General features: G+C 68.9%; 18 protein-coding genes. 10 read left to right on the top strand and 8 right to left on the bottom strand.

Features of this window, described 5'->3' with window-relative positions; translation table 11 throughout:
* Window positions 1–2: 2 nt before the first annotated feature.
* From BOSE127_RS10510 to BOSE127_RS10480, 7 genes are all read left to right on the top strand, one after another.
* Window positions 3–695, top strand: a complete 693-nt coding sequence (locus BOSE127_RS10510; protein ID WP_031260015.1) for a TetR/AcrR family transcriptional regulator — start codon at window positions 3–5, stop codon at window positions 693–695.
* 43 nt (window positions 696–738) lie between these two features.
* Entirely contained in the window at window positions 739–1,332 is a 594-nt protein-coding gene (locus BOSE127_RS10505) for a biotin transporter BioY (RefSeq protein WP_159557121.1), read from the top strand.
* 85 nt (window positions 1,333–1,417) lie between these two features.
* Window positions 1,418–1,999: a hypothetical protein gene (locus BOSE127_RS10500; protein ID WP_156463869.1), complete on the top strand. Its 582-nt coding sequence runs from the start codon at window positions 1,418–1,420 to the stop codon at window positions 1,997–1,999.
* Window positions 1,996–2,526, top strand: coding sequence for a DUF6611 family protein (locus tag BOSE127_RS10495; RefSeq protein ID WP_071249819.1), 531 nt, complete (start codon window positions 1,996–1,998; stop codon window positions 2,524–2,526). Before BOSE127_RS10500 ends, BOSE127_RS10495 begins: the two co-directional genes overlap by 4 nt.
* Window positions 2,527–2,575: 49 nt before the next feature.
* Window positions 2,576–2,917, top strand: a complete 342-nt coding sequence (locus BOSE127_RS10490) for a hypothetical protein (protein ID WP_017887634.1) — start codon at window positions 2,576–2,578, stop codon at window positions 2,915–2,917.
* Between the two features lie 104 nt (window positions 2,918–3,021).
* Complete coding sequence (locus BOSE127_RS10485; protein ID WP_017887635.1) at window positions 3,022–3,642, top strand: TetR/AcrR family transcriptional regulator; 621 nt, start codon at window positions 3,022–3,024, stop codon at window positions 3,640–3,642.
* Window positions 3,643–3,668: 26 nt separating this feature from the next.
* A complete protein-coding gene (locus tag BOSE127_RS10480) occupies window positions 3,669–4,382 on the top strand; it encodes an NADPH-dependent F420 reductase (RefSeq protein ID WP_071249825.1) in 714 nt (237 codons plus the stop codon).
* A gap of 81 nt (window positions 4,383–4,463) precedes the next feature.
* On the opposite strand, the gene BOSE127_RS10475 is transcribed toward BOSE127_RS10480, so the two are convergent.
* Window positions 4,464–5,849 (bottom strand): MFS transporter, encoded by a 1,386-nt coding sequence (locus tag BOSE127_RS10475; protein WP_040419874.1) that lies wholly within the window; start codon window positions 5,847–5,849, stop codon window positions 4,464–4,466.
* 214 nt (window positions 5,850–6,063) lie between these two features.
* Between BOSE127_RS10475 and BOSE127_RS10470 the strand changes: the two genes are divergently transcribed.
* On the top strand, window positions 6,064–6,948 hold the full coding sequence (locus BOSE127_RS10470; RefSeq protein ID WP_017887638.1) for a helix-turn-helix transcriptional regulator: 885 nt from the start codon (window positions 6,064–6,066) through the stop codon (window positions 6,946–6,948).
* Window positions 6,949–6,997: 49 nt separating this feature from the next.
* On the opposite strand, the gene BOSE127_RS10465 is transcribed toward BOSE127_RS10470, so the two are convergent.
* From BOSE127_RS10465 to BOSE127_RS10440, 6 genes are all read right to left on the bottom strand, one after another.
* Window positions 6,998–8,173 carry an acyltransferase family protein gene (locus tag BOSE127_RS10465; protein ID WP_017887639.1) on the bottom strand — a complete coding sequence of 392 codons (1,176 nt, stop codon included), beginning with the start codon at window positions 8,171–8,173 and terminating at the stop codon, window positions 6,998–7,000.
* A complete protein-coding gene (locus BOSE127_RS10460; RefSeq protein WP_017887640.1) occupies window positions 8,170–9,900 on the bottom strand; it encodes an FAD-dependent oxidoreductase in 1,731 nt (576 codons plus the stop codon). Before BOSE127_RS10460 ends, BOSE127_RS10465 begins: the two co-directional genes overlap by 4 nt.
* Window positions 9,901–9,903: 3 nt before the next feature.
* Window positions 9,904–11,166, bottom strand: coding sequence for an FG-GAP repeat domain-containing protein (locus BOSE127_RS10455; protein WP_017887641.1), 1,263 nt, complete (start codon window positions 11,164–11,166; stop codon window positions 9,904–9,906).
* A gap of 16 nt (window positions 11,167–11,182) precedes the next feature.
* Complete coding sequence (locus BOSE127_RS10450) at window positions 11,183–12,382, bottom strand: MFS transporter (protein ID WP_017887642.1); 1,200 nt, start codon at window positions 12,380–12,382, stop codon at window positions 11,183–11,185.
* 20 nt (window positions 12,383–12,402) lie between these two features.
* Window positions 12,403–13,569, bottom strand: coding sequence for a non-hydrolyzing UDP-N-acetylglucosamine 2-epimerase (gene wecB / locus BOSE127_RS10445; protein ID WP_017887643.1), 1,167 nt, complete (start codon window positions 13,567–13,569; stop codon window positions 12,403–12,405).
* An 83-nt stretch (window positions 13,570–13,652) separates the two neighbouring features.
* Entirely contained in the window at window positions 13,653–14,336 is a 684-nt protein-coding gene (locus tag BOSE127_RS10440; RefSeq protein ID WP_017887644.1) for a hypothetical protein, read from the bottom strand.
* Between the two features lie 668 nt (window positions 14,337–15,004).
* Between BOSE127_RS10440 and BOSE127_RS10435 the strand changes: the two genes are divergently transcribed.
* Window positions 15,005–15,376 (top strand): hypothetical protein, encoded by a 372-nt coding sequence (locus tag BOSE127_RS10435; protein ID WP_159557119.1) that lies wholly within the window; start codon window positions 15,005–15,007, stop codon window positions 15,374–15,376.
* On the opposite strand, the gene BOSE127_RS10430 is transcribed toward BOSE127_RS10435, so the two are convergent.
* The gene (locus tag BOSE127_RS10430; RefSeq protein ID WP_236559591.1) at window positions 15,336–16,277 is read right to left on the bottom strand and encodes an EamA family transporter; all 942 of its coding nucleotides are present in this window, start codon (window positions 16,275–16,277) and stop codon (window positions 15,336–15,338) included. The two genes, BOSE127_RS10435 and BOSE127_RS10430, sit on opposite strands and share 41 nt — an antisense overlap.
* A 98-nt stretch (window positions 16,278–16,375) precedes the next feature.
* On the opposite strand from BOSE127_RS10430, the gene BOSE127_RS10425 reads away from it, so the two are divergent.
* The gene (locus BOSE127_RS10425; protein ID WP_159557115.1) at window positions 16,376–16,873 is read left to right on the top strand and encodes a MarR family winged helix-turn-helix transcriptional regulator; all 498 of its coding nucleotides are present in this window, start codon (window positions 16,376–16,378) and stop codon (window positions 16,871–16,873) included.
* Window positions 16,874–16,898: the final 25 nt, after the last annotated feature.

The following is a 16,898-nucleotide window of genomic DNA, read 5'->3' as shown; positions in this document are numbered from 1 at the left end:
GCATGACCCCCGACGACCGGCCTGTACGCCCCGGCCGGCCTCGGGCCGTGCCGAACGCCGACTCCGCGATGAGCCCCCGCGACCAGATCCTCGACGCCGCCGCCGCGCTGTTCGTCGAGAACGGCATCAGCGCGACCTCGACCCGGGCGATCGCCGAACGGGTCGGGATCCGGCAGGCCTCGCTGTACTACCACTTCGCCGGCAAGGACGACATGCTCGTCGAGCTGCTCACGACCTCGGTGCGTCCGAGCCTCGAGCTGGTCCGCGGCCTCGAGCAGCTCGTGCCGGAGTCGGCCTCGGCCGCCGGTGCCCTGGCCGCGCTGGTCGTCGCCGACGTGGACACCCTCGCCCGCACGCCGCACAACATCGGCACGCTGTACCTGCTGCCCGAGGTGCAGGGCGAGCGCTACGACGGCTTCCGGGCCGAGCGCGTGGAGCTGCAGGAGGCCTACGGGCGCCTCGGCTCGCGCGCCGCCACCGCAGAGGTCGCATCCGGCGTCTCCCCGTCGCGCCTCGGTGCCGTGCTCATCCAGATCGCCGAGACCGTCATCCAGCTCCGCCGGTCCGGGCCCGTGCAGGACGCCGACCGCGACGCCCTCGTCGCGACCTGCCTGCGCGCCTGCGGCCTCGACGCCGCCGCGGTGGCCGAGGCCCGACGCGACGCCGAGTCCCTGCTGGCCGCCGTCGCGGTCTGACCCCTTCTCCCCCGACCTCCTTCTTCCCCCAGCGAGGAACACCATGACCACGATCACCCCCGCCGCACACCGTCCGCTCGCCGACGCACTGCTCCCCCGCACCGCGGTCGTCAGCACCGCCCTGGTCCTCGGTGGCGCACTGCTGACCGCCGGAGCCGCGCAGGTGTCCGTCCCGATCTGGCCCGTCCCGATCACCGGGCAGACCCTGGCCGTGCTGCTCGTCGGCAGTGCCCTCGGTGCTCGCCGCGGTGCCATGTCGATGCTCGTCTACGCGCTGCTCGGCGTCGTCGGGCTGCCGGTCTTCGCGGACGGTTCGGCCGGGGTCGGCGTGCTCGTCGGTCCCTCGGGCGGGTACATCGTCGGCTTCGTCGCCGCCGCGGCCCTGGTCGGATGGGTCGCCGAGCGCTTCGGCGACCGCCCGCTGCGGAACGCGCTGCTGTCCTTCGCCCTGGGCACCGTCGTCACCTTCGCCGCCGGGATGGCCTGGCTCACGGTGGCACTCGGCCTCGACCTGCAGCAGACCCTGCAGTACGGGCTGTACCCGTTCGTCCTCGGTGGCGTGGTGAAGACCCTGATCGGTGCCGGCGTGATCTCCCTCGGGTGGACCGCAGCGCTGCGCTCGGCCACCCGCCGGTGAGCACTCCGTCAGGACTCCGCCGCCGGCCGTAGGGGTTCCGTCAGGAGCCCTTCCGCGCCGTTCGAGCGCGCGAGAGCGTGTGGTCGTGACACTGACTGCGATCATGCCGACGCTCCGCGCGTCGCTCCCCGATCCGATGGACCCGTCCCTCTGGCCGGCCCACACCGTCGCGACCACCGACGACCTGCTCGTCTCGGCCATCTCGATGGTCCGGCTCGCCGACCTCACCGGCACCCCGACGGTGCACACCGCCGAGCAGTCCCCGCCGCGGTACCGGCCGCGCGGCTGGGTGGCCCGCGACGTGAGCGTCGCCGTGGCGTCGGTCACCCGCGTGCGGCGACCGCGCCCCGGCGTGGTGCTCCTGGAACTGGACGCGGTCCTGCCGACCTGCGCCGTGCTCGACCAGGTGCGCCTGATCGGACGCCGGAGCACCGCTCCCCTCTCCCCGATGTACGTCGTCACCCGCTGTGACGGTCAGGCCGACGGTCCGTTCCACCGCCTCCCGGCTCCGTTGCCCGCCGACGTCCGCGAAGGCGACCTGGTCTGCTTCCCGTGCCTGGCGACCGTCCGGCACCGCGACGTCGTCGAACCGGTCCGGGCGGAACTCGCGCCGGTGCGCGCGGAACTCGCGCCCGCCCGGACCGAACTCGCGCCGGTCGACCGATGACGACCGCGCTGCCGGTCCGCACCCGGCTGCTCGACGGCACCCACCTGTGGGGCCGGTACACGATCCGGCCCGTCGGCCGGACGCTGTGGAGCTCGCGGACCCTGGTCGTGTTCCCGCCCGGCACGAACACCGGCGAGCGCCTGCTGCTGCGCGCCTGGCACGTCTGGCCGGCCGTCGGGGCGCTCGTCGCCCTCGCCGCCCTGGTGCTCGCCGTCTCGGTCCCCGCCGTCGGCACGACCACCGCGCTGCTCGTCTACGGCGGTGGCTTCGCGGTCCTCGCCCGTGCCACCCGCGCGCTCCGCCCACGGGTGCGGTCCGTCACCGTGACGACGTTCCTGGGCGACGGCCGCCGCGAGGTCCACGGCGACGAACGCCTGCTCACCGGCTCCCTCGACGCCCTGTCGATCCTGGAGCAGGCGCTCCGGTCGGACCGCATCAGCGCCGTCGACTTCGAGCTCGTCTGGGCGGACGTGTGGAACGCCCTGGAGTCCCCGGACCCGGACCACCGCGCGCAGCGGTCATCCTGAAGCCGGTTCCCGCGCCCCGCGTTTGTATGGGTCCGGGAAGGAGTACGCGATGAAGCACATCCACTACGACGCCACCACGATCCTGGTCGGTGACGACGTCGCCGACGCCGTGATCGAGTACGCCGCGGCCCTCGCCGGAGGCGACCGGGCCGACACCGTCGACGTGCCGGCCGTGGCCGACGACGGCACCATGACGACCACGAAGATCCTGATCGGGCCCGCGAGCGAGATCGTCGTCGCGGACGCGGAAGAGGACGAACTCGAGATGGACAACCGGGAGTTCGTCGGGCGGCTGCGCGCCGCCGCGAAGACCTTCGGGCACAGCGAGCCGATCCACGCGAACACGCGGACGGACCTGGCGGACGCGGCGGAGGCTGCCGAGGAGCACTGACGCCTGGGCGTCGCGCTGCAGCTTCGAAACGGAGAGGGTCTCCTGTACGGTGGTGATTCCGGAGAGCCTCTCCGGTACTCGATGGCACAGCCTGGAGGCCCGCCATGCCCGAGCAGACCGCTCCCGCCGGGCGCGCGCCGCGTTCACTGCACTCCCCGCGTCCCGCGCGCGCTGACGCGCTGCGGAACCGGGACCACATCCTGCGGGTCGCCGAGCGCGCGTTCACCGAGCACGGCGTGACCGGCTCGCTCGACGCGATCGCCAAGCAGGCCGGCGTCGGCGCCGGCACCCTGTACCGGCACTTCCCCACGCGCGAGGCCCTGCTCGCCGAGCTCCTCGCCGCGCGCGACGAACACCTGGTGGCCCGTCGCGAAGCCCTGCGAGACGGCTCCGTCGACGCCGCCGACGCCCTGCACGGCTGGCTCGATGCGGTCACCGAGTGGGCCGGCACGTTCGACGGGCTGCCCGAACCGCTCCGTGCCGCAGCCTCGTCGGACTCGTCGCCGCTCGCCATGACCTGCCAGGGGTTCATCACCACGACCGACGAGTTCCTCCGCGCCGCGCAGCGTTCCGGTCGCGCGCGTGCCGACGTCCGCGCAAGGGACCTGTTCCTCGCCGCGTTGGCGACCAGCTGGGTCCGGGGTGCCGCGATGGCCGACGACTCGTCGTCCGCTGCCCTCTCCGCCCTGTCGCGGCGCGGGTGGGAAGCCCCCGCTCTCCCCTGACCTCCCCACTGTTGAAAGGGCACCACATGAACCGCATCGGCATCATCGGCAGCGGAGCCATCGGCACCGCGATCGCACGCCTGGCCGTCGCCGCCGACCTCGACGTCCTCATCGCGAACTCGCGCGGCCCCGAGTCGCTGCAGGACCTCGTCGCCGAGCTCGGCCCGCGCGCCCAGGCCGGCACCGTGCGACAGGCCGTCGAGTTCGGCGACGTGCCCGTCCTCGCCATCCCGCTCACCGCCTACCCGGCACTCGCACCCGACCTCGATGCCTTCGCCGGGCGGACCGTGCTGTCGACGGGCAACTACTACCCCGGTCGCGACGGGCGGATCGAGCAGCTCGACAGCCTCGCGACGACCACGGCGGAGTGCGAGCAGACGCTCCTGCCCGGCACCCGGATCGTCAAGGCGTTCAACAACATCGTCGCGCACCACATCCCGAACCTCGCCGACTCCGCGCCCCGCACCGCACTGCCGATCGCGGGCGACGACGAGCAGGCCAAGGCCGTGGTCGCCGAGCTCGTGCAGCTGCTCGGATTCGACACCGTGGACGCCGGGACCCTGGCCGAGTCGTGGCGCTTCGAGCCGGAGTCCGGGGCGTACACGGGGATCTACGCGGCGAGTGCCGAGGGGTTCGCGGCGGACTACCTGGCGGATCAGGGAGCACCGTTGCCGGCGGAGCGGCTGCGGGACGTCCTGGCGGTGTCGCACCGGGCGGATGTGGCGAACCGGCAGTTCTGAGTCGTCGCCCCTGCGCATGACCCCGTGCAGCGGCCTCGCGCACAGGGGGTGCACGCGAGGCCGTCCGCCTGCCTGATCCGATCAGGCGGTCTTGACACGCCCCCGGAGGAAGAGCGCGACGGCGACGGCGGCGGCGATGCAGATCCCGCCGTTCACCCAGATCGCGGTCGTGACGCCGGTCAGCACGGCCTCGGCCTGCGGCGCGGTGCTCGCGAGGGCCACTGCCGTGAAGACGGCACTCATGATCGGGGTGCCCATCGTGATGCCGACTTGCTGACTCATGGTCGTGAGCCCCGTCGCCATGCCCTGCTCGCTTTCCGGGAGCCCGGACGTCGCGGTGACCATGAACCCGACGATGACGACGAGGTTCGCGACTCCTCCGACGAACGTGGCTGCGAGGACCAGCCAGATCGACGATGCGTCGTCGGAGATCAGCACGAGCGTGAGCGTCGCGATCCCCTGGACGACGAAGCCCCCGACGATGGCCGCCTTGTTCCCGAACCGGCCGATGACCCGCGGACCGACGAGACCACCGAGGACCGTCCCGATGCCGAGCACGGCGAAGGACAGCCCCGCTGCCAGTGGCGTGTACCCGAGCACCTTCTGCAGGTACAGCGTCAGCAGGAAGACCAACGAGGTCTCGGTGACGAACGCGAGCATCCCGGCGATGTTGCCCCAGGACACGCTGGAGCGCCGGAGGACACCGAGCGGCACCAAGGGGAACGACGCACGCCGTTCGATGAACGCGAAGGCGATGAGCAGCACCACTGCGGCAGCGAACGACACGATGACGACCGGGTCGATCCAGGACGTCTCAGCAGCGGTGGTCAGCCCGAACACCAGGGCGAGCAGGCCGAGCGTGACCGTGATGGCGCCCGGGACGTCGAGGCGCGTCCGCTGGGCGGCTCGACTGTCCTGCAGCACCATCGGTGCCACGACGAGCACCGCGACCGCGACCGGGACGTTGATCAGGAACGCCCACCGCCAGGACAGCAGGTCGGTGAGCAGCCCGCCGAGGATCGCGCCGGTGGTGAACCCGGCGGCCATCAGCGAGCCGTTCAACCCGAGCGCCTTGTCCCGGGCGGCGCCTTCGGGGAAGGCGCTGAGCAGGAGTGCGAGGGCAGCGGGAACGACGATCGCGGTGGCGAAGCCCTGTGCGACTCGGGCGACGAGCAGGAGTTCCGGAGTCGTCGCGAGCCCGCCCGCCAACGAGCCCGAGCCGAGGAGCACCATCCCGATCAGGAACATGCGGCGACGACCTGCGATGTCGGCCACTCGACCCATCAGGAGGGTGAATCCGGCGGCGCACAGTGCGAACGCCGTCGCGATCCACTGCAGGTTCTCGATCGCGAACCCGACGTCGGCCCCGATGGTCGGCAGTGCGACGTTGAGGATCGAGAAGTCGACGGCGAGTGTGAAGCTCGCGGTGAGGAGCACGGTCAGTGCGACCCGCTGCTTCGTCGTCATCGCCCTGCCGTCGCCCGTCGTCGACGTGGTCGACGTGACGTCCGTTGCGTGTTCAGTGGTCACGGTGGCCTCTCTTCGTGCCCGGTGGATCAGGTTCGCCAGGGTTCTGACGTGTTCCAACCATCGCCACCACCCGATCCACCAGCCACACCCCGCCGTGCCTGTCACTGACAGTGACAGGACAGATCGGTCTATCCGGCAGCAGAATGAGCAGATGAACGGTCCGAACGAACTGGGGAACTTCCTTCGCGTCCGTCGCGCCGCCCTGCAGCCCGAAGACGTCGGGCTGCAGGGCTACGGTGTGCGCCGGGTTCCGGGACTCCGCCGCGAAGAGCTCGCCATGCTCGCCGGTGTCAGCCCGACCTACTACTCGAGGCTCGAGCAGGGTCTGAGCACGAACGCGTCAGAGGCGGTGATCGCTTCGATCGCCCGTGCACTCAACCTGAATGACGACGAGCGTGCACACCTCTTCAACCTCGCGCGTCCCGAGCACTCGACGCCGAAACGGCGATCTGCCGCGAAGCCGGACCACGCCCGGCCGGGCACCGTCCGGCTGATCACCTCGCTGGCATCGACGCCGGCGGTCATCATCGGCAAACGCAGTGAAGTACTCGGCTGGAACGCCCTCGGGCACCGCCTGGTCGCCGGGCACCTCGACTTCGAGAGCCCCGAGCGGATGGGTGAGCGGCCGAACATGACGCGCATGCTCTTCCTCGATGCCCACACCCGCGAGCTGTACACGCGGTGGCAGGAAGAAGCTGTCCGGGCGGTGTCGTCCCTCCGGGTCCTCGGCGGGAAGAGCCCCGAAGACACGCAGCTGACCGCGCTCGTCGGCGAATTGACCGTGAAGAGCCCGGAGTTCGGCACGCTGTGGGCGAAGCACCCCGTGGAGAACTGCGTGTCCGGCCTGAAGTCGTTCCGCCATCCGGAGGTCGGCGACTTCGACCTCAACTTCGAGGTGCTCACACCGCCGGACGACTCCGGCCACCGCGTCCTGATGTACACGCCGGACGCCGGATCAGCTGCAGCCGGTGCGCTCGAGCTGCTCGGACGCGGAGTGGAGGAACGGGTCACGAACGCTGCTCCGGCTGTGCGCTGAGCGCGCAGCGAGAAGGCCCGACCCCGCTGGGGTCGGGCCTTCTCGCTGCTCACACCGTCGGCGTCGCCACTGCCGGCTCGGGCGCCGGGAGTAACTTCCGACGAGGCCGTGCGAACCGATCCATCATGGGTTTCTCGACGAGCGCGTAGAGCGCCCAGCCGCCGAGGATCGTCAGACCGAAGAACGCCGCGATGAGCAACAGCGCCACCGGCGTCGAGAAGGTCGCGTTCTGCATCATCTGGCGGACCCAGAAGATGACGACGCCCTGACACAGGTAGAACCCGAACGACGTGTCACCGAGCCACTGCATCGGCCGAGACCGCAGGAAGGTCGGCCTACCGGCCGCGTCACCGCTGGCCGCCGTCGCGATGAGCATCGCGATGGGGACGATCGTCGCCACGTTGAACGTCCACACGAAGGGCACCACGTTGGCGAGCGCGTAGCCAGCGGCGCACGCGAGCAGTGCCTGCCACATGCGCACGGCGGGCCAGCGGTGCTCCATGACGATACGGGCGAGGAGCGATCCGAGGATGAACTCGAACAGGCGTGCCGGCGGGAAGATGTAACCGAACCAGAACTGGAACGAGGACACGGGGGTGAGCGCGGATCTCGGGCTGTCCGGCACGACCGTGAGGTTGATGATCTGCACCAGGATCATCCCGACGACCATCATCGCCGCCCAGAACCACAACCGGTTCCCCGGGATCTTCCGCAGCCCGATGATGATGAGCGGGAAGAGCATGTAGAACAACAACTCGCTGCAGAGTGTCCAGGATGGTGGGTTCACGGCGACGTTCACGGCGCCGTCAGGAGAGTACGAGTTGAGCAGGAAGAAGTTTAGGACGACTGCGTGGGCGGGCGTGATCGAAGCGGCGAACAACACCATGGCGAGCACCCACATCACCAGGTGGTTCGGGAAGATCTTCACGAGCCGGCGCCGCCAGAAGGACGTCATCCGTTCGCCGGGCTTCGCGGCCCACGCGAGCAGGAACCCGCTGAGGACGAAGAAGAACGAGACGCCGATGTAGCCCGTGGTGACGAAGATCCTCTCGGCGGTGTCCGCGACCCGCTCGTCCGCGAAGAGGTTGATCGGATCGTTCGGCGGTATCGGAGACGCGGACAGCGTGATGTGGAACCCGAAGACCAGCAGCGCGGCGAAGAACCGCAGACCGGTGAGCGACGGCAGCTTCGGTGGCCGCTTCGTGGTGGGGGCTTCGATGGTCATCGGTTCCCGTCCTTCCTCGGCGGGAGCTCGACACCGAGCTTGTGCGTGAAGTGATTGGCGGGGTCCCATCGTCGCTTCGCGCGCTGCAGCCGCGGGTAGTTGCCCTTGTAGTACAAGGTCGACCACGGCACACCCGACCGGTTGCGCTTCGGATCCGCCATGTCGTTGTCTGGGTAGTTGATGTAGCAACCGTCCATCTGATCGCCGGGAACCGGCGCACCACCGGTCTCCGGGAAGAGCCCCTCGAAGGTCTCCCGTTCCCAGCCGAGGTAGAAGGCGTCGTCCTTCTCGTCCTGCCAGAAGGTCTGCAGGCAGATCTTGAAGATCGTGTCGCGTTGCGCGTTCGCGGTGGCGTCCTCGGCGACGGCGTTCACTTGGCCCCCGAAGGAGAACACGACCATCATCGTGTCCGGGTTGGTGAAGTCGGTCCGCGTCATCTGTTTCCACATGACGCCGAGCTGTCGGTCCGTGAACCCCTTCTTGAAGTAGGCGCTCTTGTGCGCGCCGCGACTGGTCGGGTTCGTGATGGTGGGATTGTTCGTGCCGACCGTCCGAGTTGCCTGCATCCATGAGATCTGCTTGGTCTCGTAGAAGTCCGGGAGCGCAGGGAGCTCACCGCTGGGAGCGGTCATCGGCTCCGAGCTGACATCGACGCCGGCGGTGATGGCAGCGATGAACCGATGCAGCACACCAGCGGCGTCCGGCGCATCCGCGTCGATCTGGGTGAACATCCCCAGGCTGCCGTGTGCCCGGTGGTTCAGGTTGAACAGGCTCGACAGGTTCGATTCCGGCGTGCCGGGGTCCTTGTACCGTTCGTGCCAGGTGTTCCAGTTGGTCATGAGCCGTCGGAAGGCGGTCTCGTCCACCTGGTCCCAAGGGAACGACAGCGCACTCACGAGCACGCGGGACGGTGCCTTCACGAGCAGGTCCGACGGGTTCGTCCCCGTCGCGCCGGGGGATCGGAACCAGTACTTCGTGACGATGCCGAAGTTCCCCCCACCACCGCCGGTGTGCGCCCACCAGAGGTCGCCGAGCGCCCCCTTGGACTCACGAGTGGCCACGTGCGTCGAGACCGTGCCGTGCTCGTCGACGGTCACGACCTCGACCGCGTGGAGGTGATCGACCACCAGGCCGTGTGCACGGGTGAGCAGGCCGTACCCACCACCGGCGATGTGGCCGCCAGCGCCGACGCTGTAACAGATGCCTCCCGGGATCGTGACACCCCATCCCTTGAAGAGCTTCTCGTACACGTTCAGCAGCCGTGCACCGGGCTCGACGGCGAACGCGCGCATCGCGGGGTCGTAGTACACGTCCGTCATCGTGGAGAGGTCGAGGATGACCTCGACCTCCGGGTTGCACACGAAGTCGGCGAAGCAGTGGCCGCCGCTGCGGACGGAGAGCTTCTTGCCGGCGCGGACTGCCGATCGGACCGCACTCTCCGCGTCCTTCGCCGAACCGATGAGCCGGATGTAGTCGGGCCGAGCGACGAATCGCACGTTGTTGCCCGTCATCATGTCCAGGTACCGGGAATCACTCGCCGTGATCGTGGCCCCTGCCACCGTGCGCGCATCGTGGTTCGTCTCGGACGCCATCGCTGCGAGCGGGTTGCCGTTCTCGAGCGCCATCATCGCCCCGGCCGCGGCTGTGCCGGCAGAGCCGAACAGGAACCCCCGTCGGCCGACCCTGTTCTTCGGGGGAGGTACTTCGGTGCTGGTCTTCGCCTGCATGGTTCAGCCTTCCTGGGGCGTGCGGTTGCGGTGGAGGGTGATCTCGGCCTTCGGCGCGACGAAGTAGTGCGGCACCGAGTACGAGATGGTGGCGAAGTCGTCGATCCCGCGGCCTTCGAAGTCACCGGCGACGATGCGGGCGATGGATTCGCTGGACACCTTCCACTTCACGAACAGCCCCTTCTCCAAGTCGACTGCCTTGTAGTAGTAGGCGCCCTGCCAGGGATCCGGCCCGCGGAGGCCGATCAGGAACTCGTCGTCGCCGTCACCGTCGAAGTCACGACACATCACCGTGTGGCCGGGGCCCTCACCGTTCTCGTTCGGGTCGCCGTAGATGTCGAGGAGGTGCCGCTGCCACGTCGACGCCGTGGCGTCGGCGGTGGTCCGCGTGTACACCGCGACCGTGTTGCCGTGGAACGGTTCGATCGCGGCGACGTACGCCAGGGGGTCGTCCCCGATCCGGCCCCCGTCGACGTCGCCGGAGCCCTTGAACGTCGTCTGCTCGAACTGGCTCGACTCACCGTCGCCGATGTGTTCCCAGGCGAACCGTCCGGTCACATCGTCGTAGTAGAGCCAAGTGACGCCTTCGTCGGACGCCATCAGGATGGTGTCCAGAGCGGAACCGGGGATGAGACCGGGTTTGCTGGCGACGCCGTGGATCATCCGGAAATCGGTGCGGCTGATCACTTCGGCGTCCCATTCCGCAGTGGGGTCGTCGGGTTGGGTGAACAGCATCACCGGGAGGACCGCGTGCACGTCCTCGACCGCGACGATCGGGAACCCGATGATCTGGACGCGGTCCGTCCGGGAGAAGTGCCCGACACGGAGGCGATGCATGCCGGTCGCCCGGCCGACGTAGTGTCGCTTCCAGTTCTCGGTGGCCGTGGCCGGGTCACCGGGGTTCTCCAGCCAGTCGATCTTGCCGCCGCCGCCGTCGGCGTGGTGGATGGTTCCGCCCGGACCGTACAGCTGGTAGCAGACGACCAGGTCGGGCAGCCCGTTGCCGGTGATGTCGCCCGTGTCGGCACCGACCGGTTCCTTGATCCGGTCGACGATGAGGTGCTTCTCCCACGTCGGGGACTTGTACCAGTAGATCTCCCCGACGGTCAGGCCGTAGCCGATGAGGTCGAGGTTGCCGTCGCCGTCGACGTCGGCTGCTTCGAGCCAGTAGCCGTCCCGGAGGAAGTCGGTGACGGTCTCCGAGTCGAACGACGGCGGGGTGAGCGCCAGGGCCGGCGACGCGGGGCGGAGTGCTTCGAGTGTCATGAGTGTGCCTTCCGGTTCAGGAGGGGATGGTGACGGGGCGTGGAGCCGCTGTGGGAGACGATGCGGAGCGGCGCCGATGCGCGCTCGCTGCCGCGATCATGAGGATGAGCGCCGTGGTGGCGAGCGCAGCGCCGACGATGATCGGCGACCGGTAGCCCAGACCAGCGGTGATCGTGAGACCGCCCAACCAGGCGCCGATGGCGTTCCCCGCGTTGAAGGCGGAGATGTTGACGCCCGATGCCAGGGTCGGGGCCGCAGAGGCGAACTCGAGGACGCGCATCTGCATCCCCGGTACGGACGCGAAGCCGACGGCACCGAGCAGGAAGAGTGCGAGGCCTGCTGCCCACGGTGTGCCCGCGACGATCGCGAAGCCGACGAGGACGACGATCAGTGCGCCGAGCAGCACGAGGAGCGTCCGGTCGAGCTGCACGTCCGCGGCGCGTCCACCGACGATGTTGCCGACGAACAGTCCGCCACCGAACAGCACGAGCATCCACGGAACCGCTGCGTCAGGGAAACCAGCGACGTCGGTGAGGATCGGTGCGACGTAGGTGAACGTGCCGAACATCGCGCCGAAGCCGAAGACCGTCACGAGGATCGACAGCCACACTTGCCCGTTGCGGAACGCCGAGAGCTCTCGGCGGAACTGTCCTGCCGGTCGCTGTTCCGCGGCCCGCGTCGGGATGAACGCCAGCAGGCCGAGGAGCGCGATGATGCCGATCGCCGTGATGGTCCAGAACGTCGACCGCCAGCCGTACGACTGTCCCAGGAACGTGCCGAGCGGAACCCCGAGCACGTTGGCGATCGTGAGTCCGAGGAACATGATCGAGATCGCTCGCGCCCGTCGGTCCGCCGGGACGAGCGAGGCGGCGAGCACCGAACCGATCCCGAAGAACGCGCCGTGGCACAGGGCCGCGATGATCCGGCCCACGAGCATCACTCCGAACCCGCTCGCCACGGCGGAGACGAGGTTGCCGACGATGAAGAGCACCATCAGGGTGCACAGCACCGTCTTCGGTCGCATCGACGCCGTGACCGCCGTGACGAAGACACCGCCGAATGCGACGCTGACGGCGTAGCCGGACACGAGGTACCCCGCCTGGGGGATGGAGACGGCGAAGTCCGTCGCGACCTCGGGGAGCAATCCGAGGATGACGAACTCGGTCAGGCCGATGCCGAACCCACCGATCGCGAGCGCGACGAGACCGGCGGGCACCCTCGCCGTCGAAGGCGTGGTCATGCGAGCGAGGGCACCACGTCGGCGCCGGGGACGAAGGGCATGACGGCCGGCCCCATGCCGAAGTAGTTTGCGATGGCCGCGATGGTCCGGTCGGTCGCGCGTCCGTCACCGTACGGGTTGATCGCGTTCGACATCTCCGCGTAGGCCTCCGGGTCGTTCAGGAGGCGCTGCACCTCAGCGACGATCTGGCCACGATGCCGGCTGACGAGGCGGGACGAGCCGGTGAGGATCGACTCGCTGCGTTCCGTGACCTCACGGAGCACGAGCGTCGGCTTCCCCAGGGCGGGGCCTTCTTCCTCAGCCCCCGAGCTGTCCGACAGGATGACGTCACTCCGACGGAGCAGTCGGCAGAACGACAGGTACGGCAGCGGGTCGACGAGGTCCACGTTGTCGATGCCCGACAAGACCGGGACCAGCACCGAGCGGACCTTCGGGTTCAGGTGCAACGGCACGACGATGCGGACGTCGTCGCGGGTCGCGATGTCCGCGAGGGCCTCAGCGATCTCGAGCATCGGCTGTCCGTGGCTCTCTCGGCGGTGCGTGGTCGCGAGGATGACGCGTCGGGGATCCGTGTCGAGGTCCTCGAGACGGGGGTCGCCGTAGGAGCGGAGGTTCTGCATCCCCCAGGCGAGAGCGTCGACGATGGTGTTGCCCGTGACCGTGATCGCGCTCTCTCGGATTCCTTCTCGGATGAGGTTCGCGTGGTTCCCCGGTGTCGGCGCGAGATGGAGCGCGGCGATCTGACCGACGAGCTTGCGGTTCGCCTCCTCTGGGAACGGTGACGAGTTGTTGCCGGAGCGGAGACCCGCTTCGACGTGGATGACGGGGACCTGCGCGTGCAGTCCGGCGAGCGCGCCGGCGAGGGTCGTCGCGGTGTCTCCGTGCACGAGCACTGCGTCAAGGCCGTCGAGGTGGTTCCCCGAGCACAGACCTTCGAGGATCCGGTGCGTGACCTCGGACAGGCTCTGCCCGTCCTTCATGACCGCGAGGTCGACGTCCGGCGTGATGCCGAACTCGTCGAGCGTGCTGGTGAGCATCTCCCGGTGCTGACCGGTGGAGATGAGCACGGTGCGGAAACGCTCGTCGCCTCGGAGTGCGTGGATGAGCGGTGCGTACTTGACGGCTTCGGGGCGAGTGCCGAAGACGATGCCGATGGTCTTCATGGTGGAGCTCCTGCCTGGTTTCGGGGACGCCGGACGAACCGGTGACGAACCGGTCGGCGTCGGTGGTGGTGGGCGGTGCTGGATCAGGCCGCGTGGAACTCGAGTGCGAGCCAGAGACAGTCCGAGTCGGCTCGGTACTGGTGCCACGGGTAGGTGAAGGTGCCCTCGACGTCGACACAGAACGGGATCGGGTTCGTGGTGCCCGGACTCAGCATCTGGTCCTCGTACAGGGATCGATGGGTCTTCTCGTCGAACTTCTGCATTCGCCCGAGTCCGCTGATCTGTGTGTGCACTTCGATGAACGGATGGACGTTGTGGATGCCGCAGTCCGTGCCGGCCGGGCTGAACCACAGGTTCGCCTTGACCGTGAACCGTTCGGGCCGCGACGGAAGCGCCGGCTGGTGGAGCACCGTGCGCCGGTCGATGAGCACCGTTCCGATCACTGCTTGCGGCGACTTCAGCAGAACCGGCCCGCCCTCACCGTAGAAGTCGTGCCAGCCGATGGCGCGCGCACGCCGCTCCTGTTCATCCTCGGATGCCGCCGCGACGGCGAGGATGAGCTCGCCGGTGACCACCCCTTTGACGAGGATCGTCGAACTCAGCGGAGGAAGAGGAGCGAGCTGCGTCGTACCGGTGAATGCATCGGTCTGCGCCAGGTTCACGATCACTGTGCGTTCGGTGATCGGAAAATCGACGGCATCCCGGATGAGCGCGACCGTCGCGAGTTCGCTGTCGAAGTTCAGTTTCTCGGCGATGGTGTTTTCCATGCTGACCCCCCTGAGTCATTTGATGCCAGGCAAGGGCGCTCCTGCCGAACCCCCACTCTGAACAGGAAAAACTGCGGGATGAAGAAGCCGGTTGACTGACCGTGTGGCACTTCCTCGTCCCGCAGTGAGGCAATGACAGCAGTTGCTCAGCCAAAGCATCCACTCCCTGACAGTGACAGGCTGCTTCCGCGTTTCTCTTGACCCAGGTGAGATCTGCGCGCTAGGGACGCGCGCGTTGCACCGCCGTTCTCGCTGCACGACGAGCGCGACGTAACAAATCGATTTCCAGATGATGAAGATTGCCGGAATCTTGTTCCGCAGGATCAACACCGTGCGGCGCATCCTCATGGAGTCGCCTAACGTGAGCGAACCGATCGCAATTCTTTGGGGGAACCTTGCGGGGACGAAACCATCAGCTCCTCACCGCAGCGGCGGGCGTGGTCTGCATCGCAGTGGTCACCGGATTGTCCGCATGTGCCACGCCTGGGGCTGCCTCTGGGCCGGAGCCCGATGCGCTGAGCGCGGCGCGAGCGGAGAACATCCTCGACGCGAACGCCGATCAGGCATGGCAGCTGGTCGCGTCACGCCATCCGGGGCTCGAGCGGCCGGTGGTCGGCCGCGTTCGGACCGTCTCGCACGCCGACTGGGCCCCGACGCAGGAACGCTGCATGACCGCCGCGGGGTTCCCGCAGGCGAAGGCGATGCCCGACGCGAGCCTCGCCTCCGGACAAGTCCCGGCGGAACAGTCCGAGCCGTTCGCGGTCGCCGAGTACACGTGCGGGGTCGAGTACCCCATGGCCGCAAAGTACCAGACTGCCTTCAACGCGTCCCAGCTGGAGTGGCTCTACCGCTACTCCACGGGCGAGCTCACGAAGTGCCTGCAGGACCACGGCATCGCGGTGAAGCGCGGCCCGAGCGAGCAGGAGTTCGTCGACAGCGACGGGGCGTGGTCGCCGTACCGGTCGGTCGATCTGCCGCAGTCCCAGTACTACGAGCTCGTCACCGCCTGCCCGGAGATCCCGGACTCGATCTACGGCTGAGCGGCTCGGAAGAAGGGCCCCGAGACCCCGCTTGTCCGAGCTGCCCACCCAGGGAGCCGAGGAGTGCGACGACGAAGCCGACGATCTGCAGCGGCGACAGCGCCTGGCCGAGGACGACCCACCCGAGCACCGCAGCGGTCAACGGACTGAGGACGCCCAACAACGCGATCCGGGCCGACGGCAGCGCCCGTGCGCCTCGGAACCAGACGCCGTAGGCCAGGGCTCCACCGACCAGCATGAGCCAGGCGTACCCCGCGTACCCGGCGGCGGTCGGTTCCCACGGTCCGCTGTCGACGAACGGGAGGAGCGGGGCGATCACCACTCCCCCGGCGATGAGTTGCCATGCGGTCGAGGTCAGGGGGTGCGTGCCCTCCGGGGTGCCCCACCGACGAGTGAGCAGGAGCCCCAACGCCATGGACACCGTCCCGAGCGCCGCCGCCCCGAGCCCGAGCACGTCGAACACCGCATCTCCGCTGAGGGAGACGAGCGCGACGCCCACCAGGGCCACGACGCCCCACACCACGTGGGCGATCGCGGGCCGCCCCCACCGCAGCGCCACGGTCAGTGCCACGACGACGAGCGGCTGGAGCGCACCGACGATGGCCGCCAGGCCTCCCGGCAACCGGTCGGCCGCGACGAACAGCAGCGGGAAGAAGCACCCGATGTTGAGCATGCCGAGCACGAACGTCCGGAGGCGCCAGCCCCGCGGTGGGACTCCCGGCCGGATCGCGAGCAGCAGCAGGCCGGCGGGGAGTGCACGCAGGACGCTCGCAGTCATCGGGTGATCAGCGGGCAGGAGCTCCGTGGTGACCACGTAGGTGGATCCCCAGACGATCGGCGCCACGGCCGCGGTGAGCGTGATGCCGGCAGACGCGGACGTGGATCGGGAGCGGTCGGTCATCTGCACACCGCCTTTCCTTCAGGCTGAACTTCTCAACGTTGAGACATTATGGCCCCGATAGGCTCGCGTCAAACAGTTCAGCGTGAAGGAGTGCTCTGATGGAGGATGCCGTCGATCGAGTCCTGGCCCAGTGGGGCCGGGAACGACCAGACCTCGACGTCCGCGCGATGGCCGTCATCGGGCGCATCGGGCGCGCCGAAGCGATCCTCGACCGGAAGGTCGGTGCCGTCCTCGCCGAGCACGACCTGCTCCCGGGTGAGTTCGACCTCCTCGCGACCCTCCGACGTTCGGGATCGCCACATCGGCTGGCCGTCGGACAGATGCTCGCCTCGACGATGGTGACCTCCGGGGCCGTCACGAACCGCTTGAACCGGCTCGTCGCGAAGGGCTTCGTCACGCGGCAGACCGACCCCTCGAACCGACGCAGCGTGCTGGTCACGTTGACCGATCACGGGCTGACGGTGGTGGACGCAGCGTTGGCCCGGCACGTCGAGAACGAACGGGAGCTCCTCGGCACGCTGAGCAGCGACGAGGAGCAGCAGCTGGCCGGGCTCCTCCGGAAGCTGCTGCTCGGCCTCGGTGACGGGGCGGACTGAGCACAGCCCGCCGTGGCCACCGGCC

This window comes from Curtobacterium sp. 8I-2 (assembly GCF_902506155.1).
GTDB classification, from domain to species: domain Bacteria; phylum Actinomycetota; class Actinomycetes; order Actinomycetales; family Microbacteriaceae; genus Curtobacterium; species Curtobacterium poinsettiae.
The sequence above is the reverse complement of the archived record's forward strand: the minus strand, read 5'-3'. Positions and strand labels throughout refer to the sequence as shown.

Excerpts from the sequence above, each read along its gene's own strand:
- BOSE127_RS10470 (WP_017887638.1), top strand. The coding sequence starts at position 6,064 with ATGAACGGTCCGAACGAACTGGGGAACTTCCTTCGCGTCCGTCGCGCC.
- BOSE127_RS10510 (WP_031260015.1), top strand. The coding sequence starts at position 3 with ATGACCCCCGACGACCGGCCTGTACGCCCCGGCCGGCCTCGGGCCGTG.
- BOSE127_RS10425 (WP_159557115.1), top strand. The coding sequence starts at position 16,376 with ATGGAGGATGCCGTCGATCGAGTCCTGGCCCAGTGGGGCCGGGAACGA.
- wecB (WP_017887643.1), bottom strand. The coding sequence starts at position 13,569 with ATGAAGACCATCGGCATCGTCTTCGGCACTCGCCCCGAAGCCGTCAAG.
- BOSE127_RS10505 (WP_159557121.1), top strand. The coding sequence starts at position 739 with ATGACCACGATCACCCCCGCCGCACACCGTCCGCTCGCCGACGCACTG.
- BOSE127_RS10455 (WP_017887641.1), bottom strand. The coding sequence starts at position 11,166 with ATGACACTCGAAGCACTCCGCCCCGCGTCGCCGGCCCTGGCGCTCACC.
- BOSE127_RS10495 (WP_071249819.1), top strand. The coding sequence starts at position 1,996 with ATGACGACCGCGCTGCCGGTCCGCACCCGGCTGCTCGACGGCACCCAC.
- BOSE127_RS10460 (WP_017887640.1), bottom strand. The coding sequence starts at position 9,900 with ATGCAGGCGAAGACCAGCACCGAAGTACCTCCCCCGAAGAACAGGGTC.
- BOSE127_RS10440 (WP_017887644.1), bottom strand. The coding sequence starts at position 14,336 with ATGGAAAACACCATCGCCGAGAAACTGAACTTCGACAGCGAACTCGCG.
- BOSE127_RS10465 (WP_017887639.1), bottom strand. The coding sequence starts at position 8,173 with ATGACCATCGAAGCCCCCACCACGAAGCGGCCACCGAAGCTGCCGTCG.
- BOSE127_RS10480 (WP_071249825.1), top strand. The coding sequence starts at position 3,669 with ATGAACCGCATCGGCATCATCGGCAGCGGAGCCATCGGCACCGCGATC.
- BOSE127_RS10435 (WP_159557119.1), top strand. The coding sequence starts at position 15,005 with ATGACCGCCGCGGGGTTCCCGCAGGCGAAGGCGATGCCCGACGCGAGC.
- BOSE127_RS10430 (WP_236559591.1), bottom strand. The coding sequence starts at position 16,277 with ATGACCGACCGCTCCCGATCCACGTCCGCGTCTGCCGGCATCACGCTC.
- BOSE127_RS10485 (WP_017887635.1), top strand. The coding sequence starts at position 3,022 with ATGCCCGAGCAGACCGCTCCCGCCGGGCGCGCGCCGCGTTCACTGCAC.
- BOSE127_RS10490 (WP_017887634.1), top strand. The coding sequence starts at position 2,576 with ATGAAGCACATCCACTACGACGCCACCACGATCCTGGTCGGTGACGAC.
- BOSE127_RS10475 (WP_040419874.1), bottom strand. The coding sequence starts at position 5,849 with ATGACGACGAAGCAGCGGGTCGCACTGACCGTGCTCCTCACCGCGAGC.